At 27.7% G+C, this 15266-nt stretch carries 18 protein-coding genes; 4 read left to right on the forward strand and 14 right to left on the reverse strand.

Translation table 11 applies throughout. The features are described 5' to 3' along the window. Positions 1–215: 215 nt before the first annotated feature. From alaS to A9758_RS07505, 4 genes are all read left to right on the forward strand, one after another. Positions 216–2927 (forward strand): alanine--tRNA ligase, encoded by a 2712-nt coding sequence (gene alaS, locus A9758_RS00560; protein ID WP_011406838.1) that lies wholly within the window; start codon positions 216–218, stop codon positions 2925–2927. A 256-nt stretch (positions 2928–3183) separates the two neighbouring features. Next, the gene (locus A9758_RS00565) at positions 3184–4419 is read left to right on the forward strand and encodes a methanogenesis marker 16 metalloprotein (RefSeq protein WP_011406837.1); all 1236 of its coding nucleotides are present in this window, start codon (positions 3184–3186) and stop codon (positions 4417–4419) included. Positions 4420–4507: 88 nt separating this feature from the next. Beyond that, the gene (locus tag A9758_RS00570) at positions 4508–5188 is read left to right on the forward strand and encodes a TIGR02253 family HAD-type hydrolase (protein WP_011406836.1); all 681 of its coding nucleotides are present in this window, start codon (positions 4508–4510) and stop codon (positions 5186–5188) included. 91 nt (positions 5189–5279) lie between these two features. Beyond that, a complete protein-coding gene (locus tag A9758_RS07505; protein ID WP_011406835.1) occupies positions 5280–5456 on the forward strand; it encodes a hypothetical protein in 177 nt (58 codons plus the stop codon). On the opposite strand, the gene A9758_RS00575 is transcribed toward A9758_RS07505, so the two are convergent. The 14 genes from A9758_RS00575 to purB form a co-directional block, all read right to left on the reverse strand. Next, entirely contained in the window at positions 5443–6342 is a 900-nt protein-coding gene (locus A9758_RS00575; RefSeq protein ID WP_158005504.1) for a PfkB family carbohydrate kinase, read from the reverse strand. The two genes, A9758_RS07505 and A9758_RS00575, sit on opposite strands and share 14 nt — an antisense overlap. Beyond that, complete coding sequence (locus A9758_RS00580; RefSeq protein ID WP_048059760.1) at positions 6332–7042, reverse strand: HisA/HisF-related TIM barrel protein; 711 nt, start codon at positions 7040–7042, stop codon at positions 6332–6334. The genes A9758_RS00575 and A9758_RS00580 overlap by 11 nt, the downstream gene beginning before the upstream one ends. Positions 7043–7054: 12 nt before the next feature. Then, on the reverse strand, positions 7055–7321 hold the full coding sequence (locus tag A9758_RS00585) for a DUF3194 domain-containing protein (protein ID WP_048059759.1): 267 nt from the start codon (positions 7319–7321) through the stop codon (positions 7055–7057). Between the two features lie 130 nt (positions 7322–7451). Next, on the reverse strand, positions 7452–7799 hold the full coding sequence (locus A9758_RS00590; RefSeq protein ID WP_048059758.1) for a prefoldin subunit beta: 348 nt from the start codon (positions 7797–7799) through the stop codon (positions 7452–7454). Between the two features lie 94 nt (positions 7800–7893). Further along, positions 7894–8154 (reverse strand): KEOPS complex subunit Pcc1, encoded by a 261-nt coding sequence (locus A9758_RS00595; protein ID WP_011406831.1) that lies wholly within the window; start codon positions 8152–8154, stop codon positions 7894–7896. Positions 8155–8170: 16 nt separating this feature from the next. After that, positions 8171–8689, reverse strand: a complete 519-nt coding sequence (locus tag A9758_RS00600; RefSeq protein WP_011406830.1) for a hypothetical protein — start codon at positions 8687–8689, stop codon at positions 8171–8173. Positions 8690–8785: 96 nt separating this feature from the next. Next, on the reverse strand, positions 8786–8917 hold the full coding sequence (locus A9758_RS00605; protein WP_011405870.1) for a DNA-directed RNA polymerase subunit P: 132 nt from the start codon (positions 8915–8917) through the stop codon (positions 8786–8788). Between the two features lie 2 nt (positions 8918–8919). Next, positions 8920–9189 carry a 50S ribosomal protein L37Ae gene (rpl37A, locus tag A9758_RS00610; RefSeq protein WP_011406829.1) on the reverse strand — a complete coding sequence of 90 codons (270 nt, stop codon included), beginning with the start codon at positions 9187–9189 and terminating at the stop codon, positions 8920–8922. A 311-nt stretch (positions 9190–9500) separates the two neighbouring features. After that, positions 9501–10298: an exosome complex protein Rrp42 gene (rrp42, locus tag A9758_RS00615; RefSeq protein WP_011406828.1), complete on the reverse strand. Its 798-nt coding sequence runs from the start codon at positions 10296–10298 to the stop codon at positions 9501–9503. After that, a complete protein-coding gene (gene rrp41 / locus A9758_RS00620) occupies positions 10298–10996 on the reverse strand; it encodes an exosome complex exonuclease Rrp41 (RefSeq protein ID WP_011406827.1) in 699 nt (232 codons plus the stop codon). Before rrp41 ends, rrp42 begins: the two co-directional genes overlap by 1 nt. Positions 10997–11005: 9 nt before the next feature. Further along, entirely contained in the window at positions 11006–11674 is a 669-nt protein-coding gene (locus tag A9758_RS00625) for an exosome complex protein Rrp4 (RefSeq protein WP_011406826.1), read from the reverse strand. 14 nt (positions 11675–11688) lie between these two features. Further along, on the reverse strand, positions 11689–12384 hold the full coding sequence (locus tag A9758_RS00630; RefSeq protein ID WP_011406825.1) for a ribosome assembly factor SBDS: 696 nt from the start codon (positions 12382–12384) through the stop codon (positions 11689–11691). Between the two features lie 244 nt (positions 12385–12628). Next, positions 12629–13492 (reverse strand): archaeal proteasome endopeptidase complex subunit alpha, encoded by an 864-nt coding sequence (psmA, locus tag A9758_RS00635; RefSeq protein ID WP_011406824.1) that lies wholly within the window; start codon positions 13490–13492, stop codon positions 12629–12631. A gap of 352 nt (positions 13493–13844) precedes the next feature. Next, positions 13845–15200, reverse strand: a complete 1356-nt coding sequence (gene purB, locus A9758_RS00640; RefSeq protein WP_011406823.1) for an adenylosuccinate lyase — start codon at positions 15198–15200, stop codon at positions 13845–13847. Positions 15201–15266: the final 66 nt, after the last annotated feature.

Consider the following 15266-nt stretch of genomic DNA (forward strand, 5'->3'; position numbering starts at 1 on the left):
TATTTTTTTATAAATAAATTCATCAGTGTTTTATGTAACTTTTTTTAATATTTTTCATAAAAAAATGAATATTTTAAAAATATTTAATTTTAATACATAATTTACTCATGTTTTTATATTATTATTAATAAACCTATAATTAGTATAAAAAACTAGAAAGTTATAATAATTAAGATATTAATTACTTTTTAAAACAATTTTTATAGTGAAAGAATATGACTTATGAACTTGAACAATTAGGATATAAAAAACAAGTCTGTCAGAAATGTGGAAATACTTTCTGGTCTATTCGTGAAAGAGCAACATGTGGTGATGCTCCATGTGATGAATACGAATTTATTGGAAATCCTGTGACAGATAAACAATATGATTTAATGGGAATACAGAAGAAATTTAAAGGTTTCTTTAAAGATCATGGTCATACTCCAATAAACAGGTATCCTGTTTTAGCAAAAAGATGGAGAAATGATGTATTTCTAGTAGGAGCTTCAATCTATGATTTTCAACCATGGGTAACAAGTGGTATGGTAAGACCTCCAGCAAATCCATTAGTAGTTGCTCAACCATCTATTAGATTAAATGATGTAGATAATGTTGGAAGAACTGGTAGACATATGACCTGTTTTACTATGGGTGCACATCATGCATTTAATACAGATGAAACTCCTATCTATTGGAAAAATGAAACTTTAAGATACTGTCATGAATTCTTAGTAAGTATTGGAATTAATCCTGAAGAAATTACTTATATTGAATCATGGTGGAAAGGTGGAGGTAATGAAGGACCATCCTTTGAAATATGTGCTCATGGAGTAGAACTTGCAACATTAGTATTTATTCAATATGCAACTACAAAAGATGGATTAAAAGAAATTCCTCTAAAAATAGTAGATACTGGTTATGGTTTAGAAAGAATTGCATGGGTAAGTCAGGGAACTCCAACAGCATATGATGCAACATTTGGTTCAGTTATAGATAAACTCACTGATATAAGTGGTGTAGAATTAAATACTGAAATATTATCAGAAAATGCACGTATTGCTGGAATGATGGATATTGAAGATATATCTGATTTAAAACTTTTACGTAAAAAAGTAGCAGATAAATTATCTCTAGATCCAGATATGCTCAAAAAGACAACTGCACCTATGGAAGCAATATACATAGTTGCAGATCATACTAGATGTTTAAGTTTCATGTTAGCAGATGGAATTATACCATCTAATGTTAAAGAAGGTTATCTTGCAAGATTAGTTTTAAGACGTACTGTAAAATATATGAATGAATTAGGTCTTAATGAATCATTATCTGATATAATGAAAATGCAGGTAGATTACTTATCAAAAACATATCCTGAAATTAAGGATAATAAGGATCATATAATAAACATTACAGATTTGGAAGAGGAAAGATATCATACAACATTAACTAAAGGAAAAAACTTAGTTAAAAGATCTATTAAAACACTTAAAAAACAAAACAAAAAATCTTTCCCAACAGATATGTTAATTAATTTCTATGATTCACATGGAATTCCACCTGAAACTGTAGAAGCAATATCAAAAGAAAATGCATTTGATGCTAACATACCTGATAACTTCTATACACAAATTGCAGCAGCTCATGAAGAAGAAGAGGAAGAAGAAATTGAAGAAATGGAATTAAATTTCCCTAAAACAAAATTATCATTCTATGATGATTTAAAACAAAGAACATTCACTGCAAAAGTATTGGGAGTTGTTGATTCAAATAAAATCATACTCAATCAAACAATATATTATCCTGAAGGTGGAGGACAACCATCTGATATAGGTACAATAACAAGAGTAAATGGTGAGGTATTAAATATAACATATGCACAGAAAGTAGATGGTATTGTACTACATCATGTTGCAAAAGAAGATGAATCAAAACTTGATAATATTGTTGGTGAAGAAATAACTGGAGAAATAGATTCCAAACGTCGAGATTTATTAACAAGAAACCATACAGCAACACACCTTGTAATAGCATCTGCTAGAGAAGTGTTAGGAAAACATATATGGCAAGCAGGGGCTCAAAAAGGACTTGATAAAACAAGAATTGATTTATCACATTATAAACGTATATCTCATGAAGAAGTTCAGGAAATTGAAAGATTAGCAAATAAAAGAGTACAGGAAAATCATCCAGTAAATATTCAATGGTATGACCGTACAGATGCTGAAGTTAAATATGGTTTTAAATTATATCAGGGTGGTATAGTACCAGGTAAAAACATAAGGGTAGTTGAAATACCAGGTATTGATGTACAAGCTTGTGCAGGTACTCATTGTGAAAAAACTGGTGATATTGGAGTTATTAAATTACTTAGAACTGAAAGAGTACAAGATGGTGTTGAAAGATTGGAATATGCAGTATCTGACTCTGGAATTAAGAAAATACAAGATGATGATGATATTATCAGAAATAGTAGTGATGTTTTCGGTGTAGATGCTGAACAATTACCAAGAACATGTAAAAGATTCTTCAATGAATGGAAAGAACAACAAAAACGTATTAAATCTCTTGAAAAACAATTAGCTCAAGTAAAAATATTCTCATTAGAAAATGAAATTGCTAATATAAATGGATATAATGTTATAACAGAAGTATTAGATGTTGATAACAATCAATTAAGAGAGATTGCAATAAATCTTGTTGAAAAAGAAGAAGTTGCAGATATTGCTATATTAATTAATAATAATGGTAATATAGTAGCATCATCTAACAATAAAATACTAGAGAAAGGTATGAAAATGGGTGATGTTGTAAATGATATTGGTAAATTCCTTGGTGGAAGAGGTGGAGGAAAACCTACACTAGCACAGGGAGCTAAAATGACAGATCTTTCAAGAAAAGATGAGGCATTTGAATCAGTTAAAGAACAAATAAGAAGTTGGAATTAAATAAATTCTTTTTTTTCTACTTTTTTTTATTTTAAAACTTTTTTTTTTAATTTATTATTAGCTATACTTTTTTAAAGTAGATATAATATAATTAAGATTATAAATAAATTCTATAAAAAAATTAAATTTTAGTATTTATTCAATGAAATATGGATGATATATTATTTAATTATGGAATCGGGCTTAAAAACATGAACTTTATCTTTAGTTTTATTATGTAATTAAATAAATTTGGGGTGTTATTATAACAAAAACATTGAAAGATATTCAAGAAAAATTAGATTCTAACGATGCTGTTGTGTTAACAGCAGAGGAATTAAAAACTAAACTACGTAATAATGAAGAAGTTACAGTAGATGATGTGGATGTTGTAACTTGTGGTACTAGTGGAATTATGTCTGGTACAGCTGCATTATTCCACATGCCAGTTTCAGAACCTGGAAAATTTAATAAAGCAAAAGAAGTATATATCAATGGAATACCTGCATATCCTGGACCTTGTCCTAATGAATTATTAGGTTCTGTAGATGTAATGTTGTATGGAACAAATCATAGTGAAACTATTGATAATTATGGTGGAGGATTTTTATTAAAGGATCTTATAATGGGTAAGTCAGTAGAGGTAAAAGTTATTGATATTGAAGACAATGAATTTACTAAAACAATTACACTTGATGAAATTGGTACTGCTAGATTATTTGGTACAAGAATGGCATTTAAAAATTATAATTCCTTTACTAATCCTGATTCTCATGCACAAAAATCAATATTCAATGCTTCACCAATGGAAGGTCCATTTAATTCATATTCATTCTCGGGTTGTGGTGATGTAAATCCATTAGCAAATGATCCAAATCAAGATGTTATAAAACCTGGTTTAAAAGTGTTATTAAATGGTGCAGAAGGTATTATTATTGATAATGGTACTAGAAGTTCTTCTGATAAACCAAATCTTTTATTAACAGCTAATATTAAGGATATGGATCCACATTATGTTGGGGGTTATAAAACTGGTATGGGTCCAGAAGTATTTGATTCAGTTGCAATACCAATTCCTGTACTTAATGAAGATATATTAAACAATCTTAAAGTACTTAATAAGGATATTCCATTACCTGTATGTGATATTCATGGTAGACATTTACCTATAGCTACAATTGATTATAGTGTATGGGATAATACTGATTATAGGCCAACAACAAATCCTGAAAACTGTTTTGAATGTATTCCGTGTCTTCCGGAAATATATTGTCCAGTAAATGCATTTAAAAAGGATAAAACTGTGGATACTGATTTATGTTATGGTTGCGGATATTGTGCAACTGTATGTCCAAGAGGAGTACCTATTATTAATACAGGTGTGGTATCATTTGAATCTGGAGATAAATTAAGAAAGATTCCTGTTACATGTAGACAATCTGATAAAAAACGAGCTATTGAAATAGCAAATGATCTTAAAGAGGCTATTCTTGATGGTTCATTCAAGTTATAATATTGTAGAAAGATTTTATAACACTCTTTTTATTTTTTTTTAAATTTCATCTATGTATATATAAATTAAACTTCATAATATATATTATATGATTCAAGCAGTTTTTTTTGATATGGATGATACATTGTATGATACATCAGGTTTTGCTTCTATTGCACGTAGAGCTGCAGTTAAATCTATGGTGCATAATGGCCTACAATGTAGTGAAGAGGAAGGTTATGAACATTTAATGGAAATTGTTAGAGAAAAAGGTTCTAACTATAGTAAACATTTTAATATTTTAACAAATGATATTAATGGTTCTGAAGATCCTTTGATTATTGTAAATGGAATTATCACATATCATAATACTAAATTTGCAATGTTAAAATTACAACCAGACTCTTTTGCAATTCTTTTATATTTAAAAAGTAAGGGTTATAAGGTTGGTTTAATAACTAATGGAAAAGAATTTAAACAATGGGAAAAATTGATTCGTTTAGGACTTTATCCATTTTTTGATGAAATTGTTACATCTGAATCTGTAGGTGTTGAAAAACCAGATGCTAAAATATATCAAATAGCTATGGATAGATTGAATGTAACTAAGGGAACTTCGATCATGGTTGGTAATAATTTTGATGTTGATATTATGGGTGCATATAATGCAGGTATGCAGAGTATGATTATTAATTCAAAACTTACTGATGAACAAAATAAGAAACTTGAGCAATTAAATTATCAGGTTAGACAACTTGATACTTTAACTGATATTATGAAGATATTGTAGTTATATCTAAAAATTGTATATAATTTGTTTAATATAAGAGATTACTATAATGAAATGATTTTATTTAATAATTAGAAGGGAGGTTAATGTTATGGTACAGTCAGTAATTGTATATTCAGAAATTATTCCAACTATATTAGCTGTAATGGGAATATTTTTCTTATGTTCAGGGGTTTTAGATCATAACAGAGCATATACAACATTAGGTGTATTTTTATTTATTTTAGCAGTTGTGCTTCCATTTATTATCCTGACTAGTTTAATATAATTCTTTTTTCTAATTCTTTTTGAATTAGTTTTTCATCTACTTTTAAAGGGCCTTTTGATTCTAATTTAAATTTTGATGCTATTGAGGCATATAATCCTGCTTCATAGATGTTATTAGAATCTAGTTTTGCAGTGTATGCTGCAATATATGTATCACCTAGACCTGTGGCATCAATGTTATTTTTGGTTTTTATCGCTGGAATTTCTATTTTTTTATTTTTTGTATAGATATTTGATCCTTTCTCTGCTTTTGTCATAATTATCGTGTTTAAATTGTATTTTTGTATGATGTCTTTGATAATTGTATCTGTGATTTCTTGAATATTAAATGCAGTTTTCATTTCATCTTCATCTAATGCAATTATATCTACATTTTCAAGATATTTTTCTTTATCATCCCATTTACTGCTTATTATGTTGTTATTATCATCTGTTGTACGTAAATATCCTTGGGGTGCAAGTATTATTTTTATATTGTTTGTTTTAAGATATTTTATTGTTTCTGGTGGTATGTCATTCTTAGATAATGGGGAAAGTATGGCTGTGTCATATTCTTTAATGTTAATTTTTTCACTTATTTTTTCGGGTGTTATTGGGTTGTTTGGAAGTTTTGCTTTCTGTGTTCTTTCTAACTGTTTGTTGTATATGTTTGTGTATTCCATTGTTTGTGTTGTTATGATTGGTTTTATGTTATTTTTTTCTGGAAAATCATTAATCATTTCAACATCACAAATACCTATTGTAATAATTGCAGTAGCTTCTTTTTTTAATTGATATAATGTCCACATCTGATAATATGATGCACCGCCTGTTTGAATATATGTTTGTGTTGGTGTTTTTATAATATCTTTTGTAATTGGACCTATAGTAAGTATTTTATTTTTCATTTTTTTTACTTTCCATATATAATTTATAACTAAGATTACCTTCATGAAGTAATGTTCCAATAAGGAAGTTGTTAATATTTTTTTTAGTGTATGTTTCAATATCACTATTTCTAATACCACCTGCTATACAACATTTTGTGTGGGGTATTTTTTTAGTAATTTCTTCTATTATATTAGTATTTACACCTTTTTTAGTTCCAACATATGAAATATTAAGAATTATAGTATATTTTGGTTTATACTTATTAATTAAATAAATTACATCCTCAAGATCAATATCCTTATTATTAACAAGAAGCTCATTATTTTTAATATCTATACTAACAACTAGCTTATTACTATCATACTTTTTAAATATTTCTTCTATGTTGTCAAGACTTGTCATAGTTTCAGTAGCTAATATATTGTAACTACATATATTTTTATTATTTTCAATATCTTCAATAGATGAAATACCATTATCTAACATTACAGGAATAATATTATTTATAGAAGATATTATATTGTTATTATCATCTATCCTTTCAATTTTATCTAAATCAGCAATATATATTAGTTGAGCACCATCTTCTTTTAGAGCAGTTGCAATATCTAATGGATTATCACCATAAATACTTCTTAATTTTTTATAAGTACTTCGTCTACCAGATTTTCCACTAACACATTCATTGTGCATAATGTCAATTACAGGAATAATCATAAAAATCAAAACTTAATTGTTTCTATTTTCAACATATTCATCAACTGCTTCTAGGGCCACATCAATAGCACTATTTGCTAAATTTTCAGGTAGTTTCATATCACTATCTAAGTCAATATCAATATCAATATTAAAACTATCATTAGTAGTATTTAAATTAATAGTAATTTGAATATTCTCAAAGTCCTTCTTATTTACATAATTTAAAATATACTTTTGACAACTATCATATGCTAAATTAATTATTTCATTTACTTCAGAATCATTCAGTGGTTTCATAATAAAAATCTCCTTTATAAAAAATTCAAAAAATCTGTTAAAATATATTTTACATAAAAATATTATTTTTATCATTATATTAATAGGAGGGGATAATAAAAAAAATAGATTTATAAAAAGAATTTATAATCTATTGTTTCATTTGACTCATAGCTTCTTGAAGATTTTTTTGTAATTCTTCAAGTTTACCAGTTATACGTTTTTCTTGTTTTTCAATAGTTTTTTGTCTAATTTCAAGCATTTCAATACTATCTTTTAAGTCTGCTTCAGAATCAGTTTTTGTTGTTTTTATAAGTAGTGGTCCAGCTGTTTTATAAACATCTTGATCATCTGCTGTTTTTGATAATTCATCTAAAGCTTTTTTAGACTCATTAATTTGTAAAGTTAATGTTTGTTTTTGCATAGCAATTGATTGAGCTTGTTGTTGTACTTGTTGGAATTGATTTAATTGTTCTTGAATATTTTGTGGCATATCCATCTATATCACCTAAATTTTTTTCTTTATATTAAATAAATCTAATTTTATATTCTATGTGAATGAATAATAATATAATATATCTTTTATGTTCCTTTTATATTTTTAAGATTTCCATTGATAAGTTAATCCAACGAACATAAGAATTAATAGAAGCACGTAGAGAAACAACATCTTTTGAATTAATTTCAATAATAATACTCTTATTTTTAAGTTGTATCGTAGTTGTTGATCTATCGTTACGTGAAAATGATAACTCTGGTTTAATTGAATTATAAATTATCTGTGCATGGTTTTCACTATTAAATTCAACTTCAAATATAGTTTCAATATTCTTTAATATGTTTTTATTATCCATCAAATCACACATTTTATTAATTATTATTAAATCCCCTAATATATACTTTATATTTAGTGTCTATACCTTTTTTATCAATAAATGAAACTGTTGCAATAATATCTTCTCTATCATCATCTTTTATAATGATACAATTAGTTTTCACCTTTTTTTCAGGTTTAAATGATATAAACCTAGATGTAATTTCATTTAATGATTTTGTCTTAGAAAGTACAATAATATTACCATTATCTACATTGATATTACATTTTTCTTGTGGTAATGAAACATTTACATATAAACTATACAATGGATTTTCAGAATCAATACCAATATCATAAACATTAATACTACTTGGGTTACCCTTAGTTTCATTAATAATAACTAACTTAGATTCATCAGGGACCTGATTTTTTATCTTATTGAAACTAGTTTTTCCTCGATTAATATATGTAGCATTAAAATAGTGTTTAAGAAACTGAGCAAATCTTCTAGTAATTTGGGAAGGTTTTCTACTTGTTGTAATAATTAAATTAGAACTTATTGTAAATATCATAATAAAATCTCATTATAAAATTAGTTTTTTCTTTAAATAAAAATTAAAATAATAAAGGAGATTTAAAATATCTCCCTTATAAAAATAGTTTATAACTTATCGAGCTTTAACAGTACGTTTAACTACAGGAACTTCTTTAAATAAGATTCTGTATCTGCAATATGGACATTTAGATTCTGCATATGTTTTAATATCAACTTCTTTTCCACAGTGAATGCATTTGTACATGCTTATTCTCCTCCAGTTATACGTTTAATGTTACGTTTTGCAACTTTTCCCATTGGTGTTGTAGGAATGTATGCTCCACCAGTAAATACTGCGCCACATTTTCTACATTTCCAGATACCTGCATGGGTTCTTTTTACACCAGGTCTATCACATTTAGGACAAACATGTTTTGCATGCATTTTGTCTTCTATGTCTTTTACGGTTCTTTTAGCTTTTCTACCATATCTAGCACCAAAACGACCAGTAGATCCTACTTTACTTTTTTTTACCATTTTTTCACCTTCCATTCAGTTAATATTAAAAATATCATGTTATCTTTCTACAAATACTCTGATTTTGTTGATAGATAATAACTTTTTTTGAGAATTAATTAATAATAACAAAAACCTATAAAATGTTATTTTAATATGTACTCACTTTTGTATTCATTAACTAAAAAAGTAACGGCAATATGCCTTACTTCTAATAATTAGCTTAAAAAATAATATTATTTCGGAATTAAACTAATAGACACCTAAAATCTATTATCCTTATAATATAACTATATAATATTTTTAGTAATCATATAATATATAGTTTGTTATTATATAGTATCAATTATAGAAAATAATTCTTTTGCACGAATACTTGCAATCTTCATAGCTTTTGTAACTTCCTTATGTGTTAATGTATTAAGACCACATTTTTGAAGGGCACATAAACTACCATCCTCTCTAAATCCAAATGATACACTTGAATCCATTAATATTTCCTCAATTTTTGAAGGATCAACAATTAACTGGTTGTTGATTTTCACAACTGTACATAAAATACTTCTATTTTTAATAGGAAGGGGAGTTAAATTTTCTTCATCAATAACAATCTCACCATTTACACTGGTTGCTGTAGGAATTTTTGTTGTTAAAAGTGCACAAATAGCTCCAAGGCATGCCGCATCCATAATATTTCCATCAAAGTCAACAATATACATATCAATATGTAACTTCCATGATTTACTTCCTTCAATAACACATAATTTATCTAAATCAACAACAGGAGATTCACGAATAGCTCTATCTACAACGCGTGATATTTCAACAGCAAATTTATTTGGAGGGCCATATTCAAAATTACGACTTGCAATGGCAAGTAACTCAGTATTTGTTATGATAATACCACTATTTGGAGCATTATTAAATGGTGTTGTCATTTGAGCTTTAACTCCAACAATCACAGTAGTACAACCAATAGACACCATTGCAGAACCATCAGCCTTTCCAATATAATTGGTTTTTATGGAAATATTTCTATATTCACTAAATTTTCTATCATCAATTCTTTTTCCCTGATTTAATAAATCAAATACTTTTTCTTTAGAAACTTCAGAGATTACATTTACCATTAATAACTACCCCCATATTTACTAAGTAAAGCTTCTTTTTGTAGTTGATTTATATAATAACATCCATCATAAGCTAAATCTAATGCTTCTTCAAATTCTTCCTGTGTTAAGTTACCATCCATTTGAAGAAAAGTAATTTCTCCAGTTCTGGGAATGATTGCAAGTGGCATGTCTGCTTGTCCAGTTTGATCTTCTTGTTCTGATAAGTCAAGAACTATATGGTCATCTACTTTACCAACAGCACATGCACTAATAAGATCTTTCATAGGAATTTCAGCATCTGCTAATGCAAGACTAGCACCTACAATTCCAAGACATCTTGTTCCACCTTCAGCTTCAAGTACTTCAATAGATATGTCAATTGATGCCCTTGGGTATTTCTCAAGGAAGATATTTGGTGTTATAGCTTCAGATATTAACTTTGAAATTTCAGTGGATCGTCTATTTGGTCCAGGTCTTTTTCGTTCTTTTACAGAAAATGGTGCCATATTATATTTACATCTTAATACTGCACCATCAGGTTTTGAATGTTTTTTAGAATGTATTTCTCTAGGTCCATATACTCCAACTAATATTTTATTATTTCCACATTCAATGTATGCAGAACCATCAGCATTGTTAAGAACTCCTACTTCCATTTTCATGTTTCTAAGAGTATTATATGCTCTTCCATCTTTTCTTATAAATTCATTAGTCACTATATCCCTCTATTTTGGATTTAATATCATACTTTGAATATGTTTGATAAGGTTATGTTTTAGTGGTTCTTCTTTTTCAATAAGCTCTATTATTTCTATGATACGTTCAATATTTTCTTTCAATCCATTTATCCATATAAGTCCATTTTTTCCAATAATTACATCAGTATATGTATATTCTTGTATCATAGTTGTTAAAAATGCATTTTCTTCACTTAAAAAATGTATTGTTGGTTGTTTAACTTTTATAATTGTTCCTTGATTGAATTTACCAAGACCTCTAGATCTTAGAGTTAACTTCACTCTATTTATTTCATCAACATTGGCTACTCTAAGAAGTAACATATCTTTAATATTGATTATGTTGTTAATATTGGGCTCATTTTTATCATATAATTCTGTTGTTGGTAGAAAACCATGATATGTGCTGTTAATATCAATAGACCATGAAGAATATGATGAACCAGTTACTCGTCCAATAACTAAATCACCATAATTTGGACTGTATGTATCTTTTAGTGGAATTACTTTTATTTGTTCACTTTCAAAGTATACTAATCCAGTTATACTGGAATATATCTTTCCATTTTCTTTATAAGTACCTCTACCTAGTTTATAATTATTGTCTGTTAATAAACTACCTGGTAGTACTATTTCTTTATTTTCTACAAATATCATAGATACACTTCAATCTATTTAATTAATTTGGTTTCAACCTCTCCATGTGTTAGACCACTTAGTGCTGTGTAAAATTCATCTTGTAGTCCTCCAGGGATTTCTACAATACCAATCCAACTTCCATCATTTTCCCATTCTTCTTTAATTAATTTACCATATTGGGTTATTGTAGAATATCCTTTTCCAGCATATGTTCCAGGAATTTTAACTGCAACTTGTACTTTTTCTATTCTTATTGGTATTTTTGTTAAAATTGCTTTTACAGTAGGTGCAATTTGTTCTTCTACAGTTTTCATTGGATCAATATGTACTTTTGCTTCTTCCATAGCTTTTGCTATACGTTTTGGTGGATGGGGAAGTTTTGTTTGTGGATTTATTGCTTCACGAGCTATTTGGTTAATAACTTGTTTAGTTTTTTCTTCTTGCATTTTACGTTTTTGATTTGCTGTAATTTGTATTTGGCCTTTATGTATGATTTTATCAGCTACTTCTAATGCATCTGTAGTTTCGAATGCTTTTTCCATAGCTTCTTCTGAGGCTTTGTCTGCTTTATGTGCATCTTTAAATACTTCTTCAACAGCTATTACTTTGGAGATATCAATGTCTTCTCCTCTTTTATAATCTGCAGCAAGTTCAGCATCTACTAATATTTCAAATCTTTCACCATATCTTTCTAAACGTGCGATTACTGCATCATCAACATTAACCATAGTTTCACCTATTTATTTTAATTATTGGATTTTGTTATTTTTTTAATTTATAAAAATTTATTTCCTTATTCGTTATATATTATTATATTTTATCTTATTTAATAATAAGTAGGTATTAAAATAAGTATCTTTAGAACTTTTATTTTTTTAGTTAAAAAAAAAGTATTGTTTAATTTTTTATTAAAACAAGTGATTTTCAGGTGGTAAAATATTTTTTTTTCTTATAAAAAAAAGTGTGAAGATATTATTCTTCATTAATATCTTCATTTTCATCATCAGAGGATTCTTTAGCTTCTTCTTCAGCTTTTTTAGCTTCTTCTTCAGCTTTTTTAGCTTCTTCTTCAGCTTTTCTTTTTTCTTCAGCGTCTTTTTGTTCTTGTTCTTTACGGTCAAGGAGTTTTTGAACGTATTTTTCAATTTCATCCTCATTGAATTTACGGTATTTTGCATTTTCCTTCTCAATTACTGATATTTCTATACTATCATCAGCAACTTTACCATCTGTTGCAACATAAATACCTTCAATTGCTAAGTCAATAGCTTCATCTAATGTAAGATCGTCTTCATACTTATCTTCAAATAAATTTAAGGTTTTATCTCTTCCAAGACCTATTGCTGTAGCTTTATATTCAACTAATGCACCACTTGGATCAGTTTCATAGATTCTACATTCTCCATCAGATACACCACCAATGATTAAGGAAATACCAAATGGTCTTACACCTCCACTTTGGGTGTACATTTGTTCTAAGTCACCAAGATATTTTGCTAATCCTGTAACAGTGATTGGTTCATGGTACTGTAATTTATTTACTTGTGCTTGATTTCTAGCAATATCAATTAATCTTCTAGCATCAGCTACAAGTCCACTTGAAGCAGTAGCAATATGATCATCTATTTTGAATATTTTTTCAATTGATGATGGAACAATTAGTTTGCTTTTAATTTTTTTATCAACAGCAAAAACTACTCCTTCTTTTGAAATAATTCCAACAGATGTAGTTCCTCTTTTCACTGCTTCTCGTGCATATTCAATTTGGAATAAACGTCCATCTGGACTGAATACTGTTAATGCTCTGTCATAACCTGCTTCTGAAAATTGTCGCATATATATCTACCTCTTTTTTATTTTAATTATTTTAGCATTATGATTTATTTTAAAAATTCTTTTTTCTATTAATATATTATTTATGTATACAATTACTTATTATTACTATTTGTTATTAATATATTTTCAGTATATTTTTGTTATAATAACATTTTCTATGATTTAGTTTTTCATTGAATTACTTCTTAACATAGAGTGTTAGAATATTCCTAGATTAAGAAGTTAAATCCTAGATTAAATGATAGTAAAATATTAATTTAAAAAAGAAAACATTTTTAAATTCTAAAAAAAGAAAATTATACTTTGATAAGTCATATAATTTAAAAAAAAAGAATAAGAAATTATTTTTTCATTATTCTTTTATAGCTTTTTTTGCATATTTAATTACATTATCAACAAATTTAGCACTGCTTCCAAGGTATGTATGAGGATCCATTGTTTCTTCAATTTCTTCCATTGTTAAATGTTCAAGAATTTCTTCTTGTTTTGATAATATGTCTTTAAGTCCAGTATCTTGAGCATAAGCTTCCATTGCACATGATCTTACAAGGCTGTATGCACTTTGTCTTCCCATACCTTTTTGTGTTAATTTTGACATGAATCTTTCAGCCATTACCAATCCATTACTTAAGTTTAAGTTACGTTCAATATTTTCTTCATGGAATTCAAGTTTACCAAATAATTTTAATGAAAGATTTAATATATAATCTGTTAATATAGCTGATTCTGGTAATATGATACGTTCACAAGAGGAGTTAGTTAAGTCTCTTTCATGCCATAATGGGTTGTTTTGTAGTGCTGCATTTACATATGATCTTACAACTCTAGATACACCACATATTCTTTCACCAGTTATGGGATTTCTTTTATGTGGCATTGTACTACTACCTACCTGTTTTTTAGGATCGAATTTTTCACCAACTTCCATTATTTCAGTTCTTTGTAAGTTACGAACTTCTAATGCCATTTTTTCAAGTGTACTACATATATTTGCAAGAGTCATAACATATTCTGCATGATTATCCCTTTGAACTACTTGGTTTGAAATATGTACAGGATTAAGTCCTAATATTTCAGATACTCTCATATGAATATCATAACCTACATCACCAAGAGCAGCTGTTGTACCAACTGCTCCAGTCATCATACCAACACATAAATGTTCTTTTGTTAAATCTAATCTATCTAATTGACGGGTAAGTTCATCTATGTATATAGCAAATTTCATACCATATGTTGTAGGAAGTGCATGTTGTCCATGTGTTCTTCCAATTGTTACAGTATTTTTATGTTCTTGAGCTAAATCAATTAATAATTCAATGAGTTTTACAACTTTTTCTCTTATAATTATAATTGAATCCTTAAGTTGTATTGATTGACTTGAATCAATAATATCATTACTTGTTGCTCCATAGTGAACATATTCTCCAGCATCATTTTCACATACTTCTTCTAATGCTTTCATTAATGCTGCAATATCATGGTGTGTAGCTTGTTCAATTTCATCTACACGTTCTTGTTTAACATATTCAGTTGTAGCTTTTTTATTTATTTCATCTGCAGCATCTTTTGGAATTAAGCCTATTTCAGCTTCTGCTTTTGCAAGTGCGGCTTCAACTTTTAACATATTCTGTAATTTTGATTCTTGTTCCCATATAGCCTTCATTTCTGGAGTACCATATCTAAATTCTATTGGATGTATTGCCATAATAATCAGTTAATTAATTTTTTTTTAGTAACTCTTTAAATTTCAAAATTAAAACTTTTTTTTTAA

The sequence above is a fragment of the Methanosphaera sp. A6 genome (assembly GCF_001729395.1).
In the GTDB taxonomy this organism is placed as follows: Archaea; Methanobacteriota; Methanobacteria; order Methanobacteriales; family Methanobacteriaceae; genus Methanosphaera; species Methanosphaera stadtmanae.

Bases quoted from the DNA above. Each gene is read 5' to 3' on its own strand.
- alaS (WP_011406838.1), top strand. From the start codon at position 216: ATGACTTATGAACTTGAACAATTAGGATATAAAAAACAAGTCTGTCAG.
- A9758_RS00570 (WP_011406836.1), top strand. From the start codon at position 4,508: ATGATTCAAGCAGTTTTTTTTGATATGGATGATACATTGTATGATACA.
- A9758_RS07505 (WP_011406835.1), top strand. From the start codon at position 5,280: ATGGTACAGTCAGTAATTGTATATTCAGAAATTATTCCAACTATATTA.
- A9758_RS00575 (WP_158005504.1), bottom strand. From the start codon at position 6,342: ATGAAAAATAAAATACTTACTATAGGTCCAATTACAAAAGATATTATA.
- A9758_RS00580 (WP_048059760.1), bottom strand. From the start codon at position 7,042: ATGATTATTCCTGTAATTGACATTATGCACAATGAATGTGTTAGTGGA.
- A9758_RS00585 (WP_048059759.1), bottom strand. From the start codon at position 7,321: ATGAAACCACTGAATGATTCTGAAGTAAATGAAATAATTAATTTAGCA.
- A9758_RS00590 (WP_048059758.1), bottom strand. From the start codon at position 7,799: ATGGATATGCCACAAAATATTCAAGAACAATTAAATCAATTCCAACAA.
- A9758_RS00595 (WP_011406831.1), bottom strand. From the start codon at position 8,154: ATGGATAATAAAAACATATTAAAGAATATTGAAACTATATTTGAAGTT.
- A9758_RS00600 (WP_011406830.1), bottom strand. From the start codon at position 8,689: ATGATATTTACAATAAGTTCTAATTTAATTATTACAACAAGTAGAAAA.
- A9758_RS00605 (WP_011405870.1), bottom strand. From the start codon at position 8,917: ATGTACAAATGCATTCACTGTGGAAAAGAAGTTGATATTAAAACATAT.
- rpl37A (WP_011406829.1), bottom strand. From the start codon at position 9,189: ATGGTAAAAAAAAGTAAAGTAGGATCTACTGGTCGTTTTGGTGCTAGA.
- rrp42 (WP_011406828.1), bottom strand. From the start codon at position 10,298: ATGGTAAATGTAATCTCTGAAGTTTCTAAAGAAAAAGTATTTGATTTA.
- A9758_RS00625 (WP_011406826.1), bottom strand. From the start codon at position 11,674: ATGATATTTGTAGAAAATAAAGAAATAGTACTACCAGGTAGTTTATTA.
- A9758_RS00630 (WP_011406825.1), bottom strand. From the start codon at position 12,384: ATGGTTAATGTTGATGATGCAGTAATCGCACGTTTAGAAAGATATGGT.
- psmA (WP_011406824.1), bottom strand. From the start codon at position 13,492: ATGCGACAATTTTCAGAAGCAGGTTATGACAGAGCATTAACAGTATTC.
- purB (WP_011406823.1), bottom strand. From the start codon at position 15,200: ATGGCAATACATCCAATAGAATTTAGATATGGTACTCCAGAAATGAAG.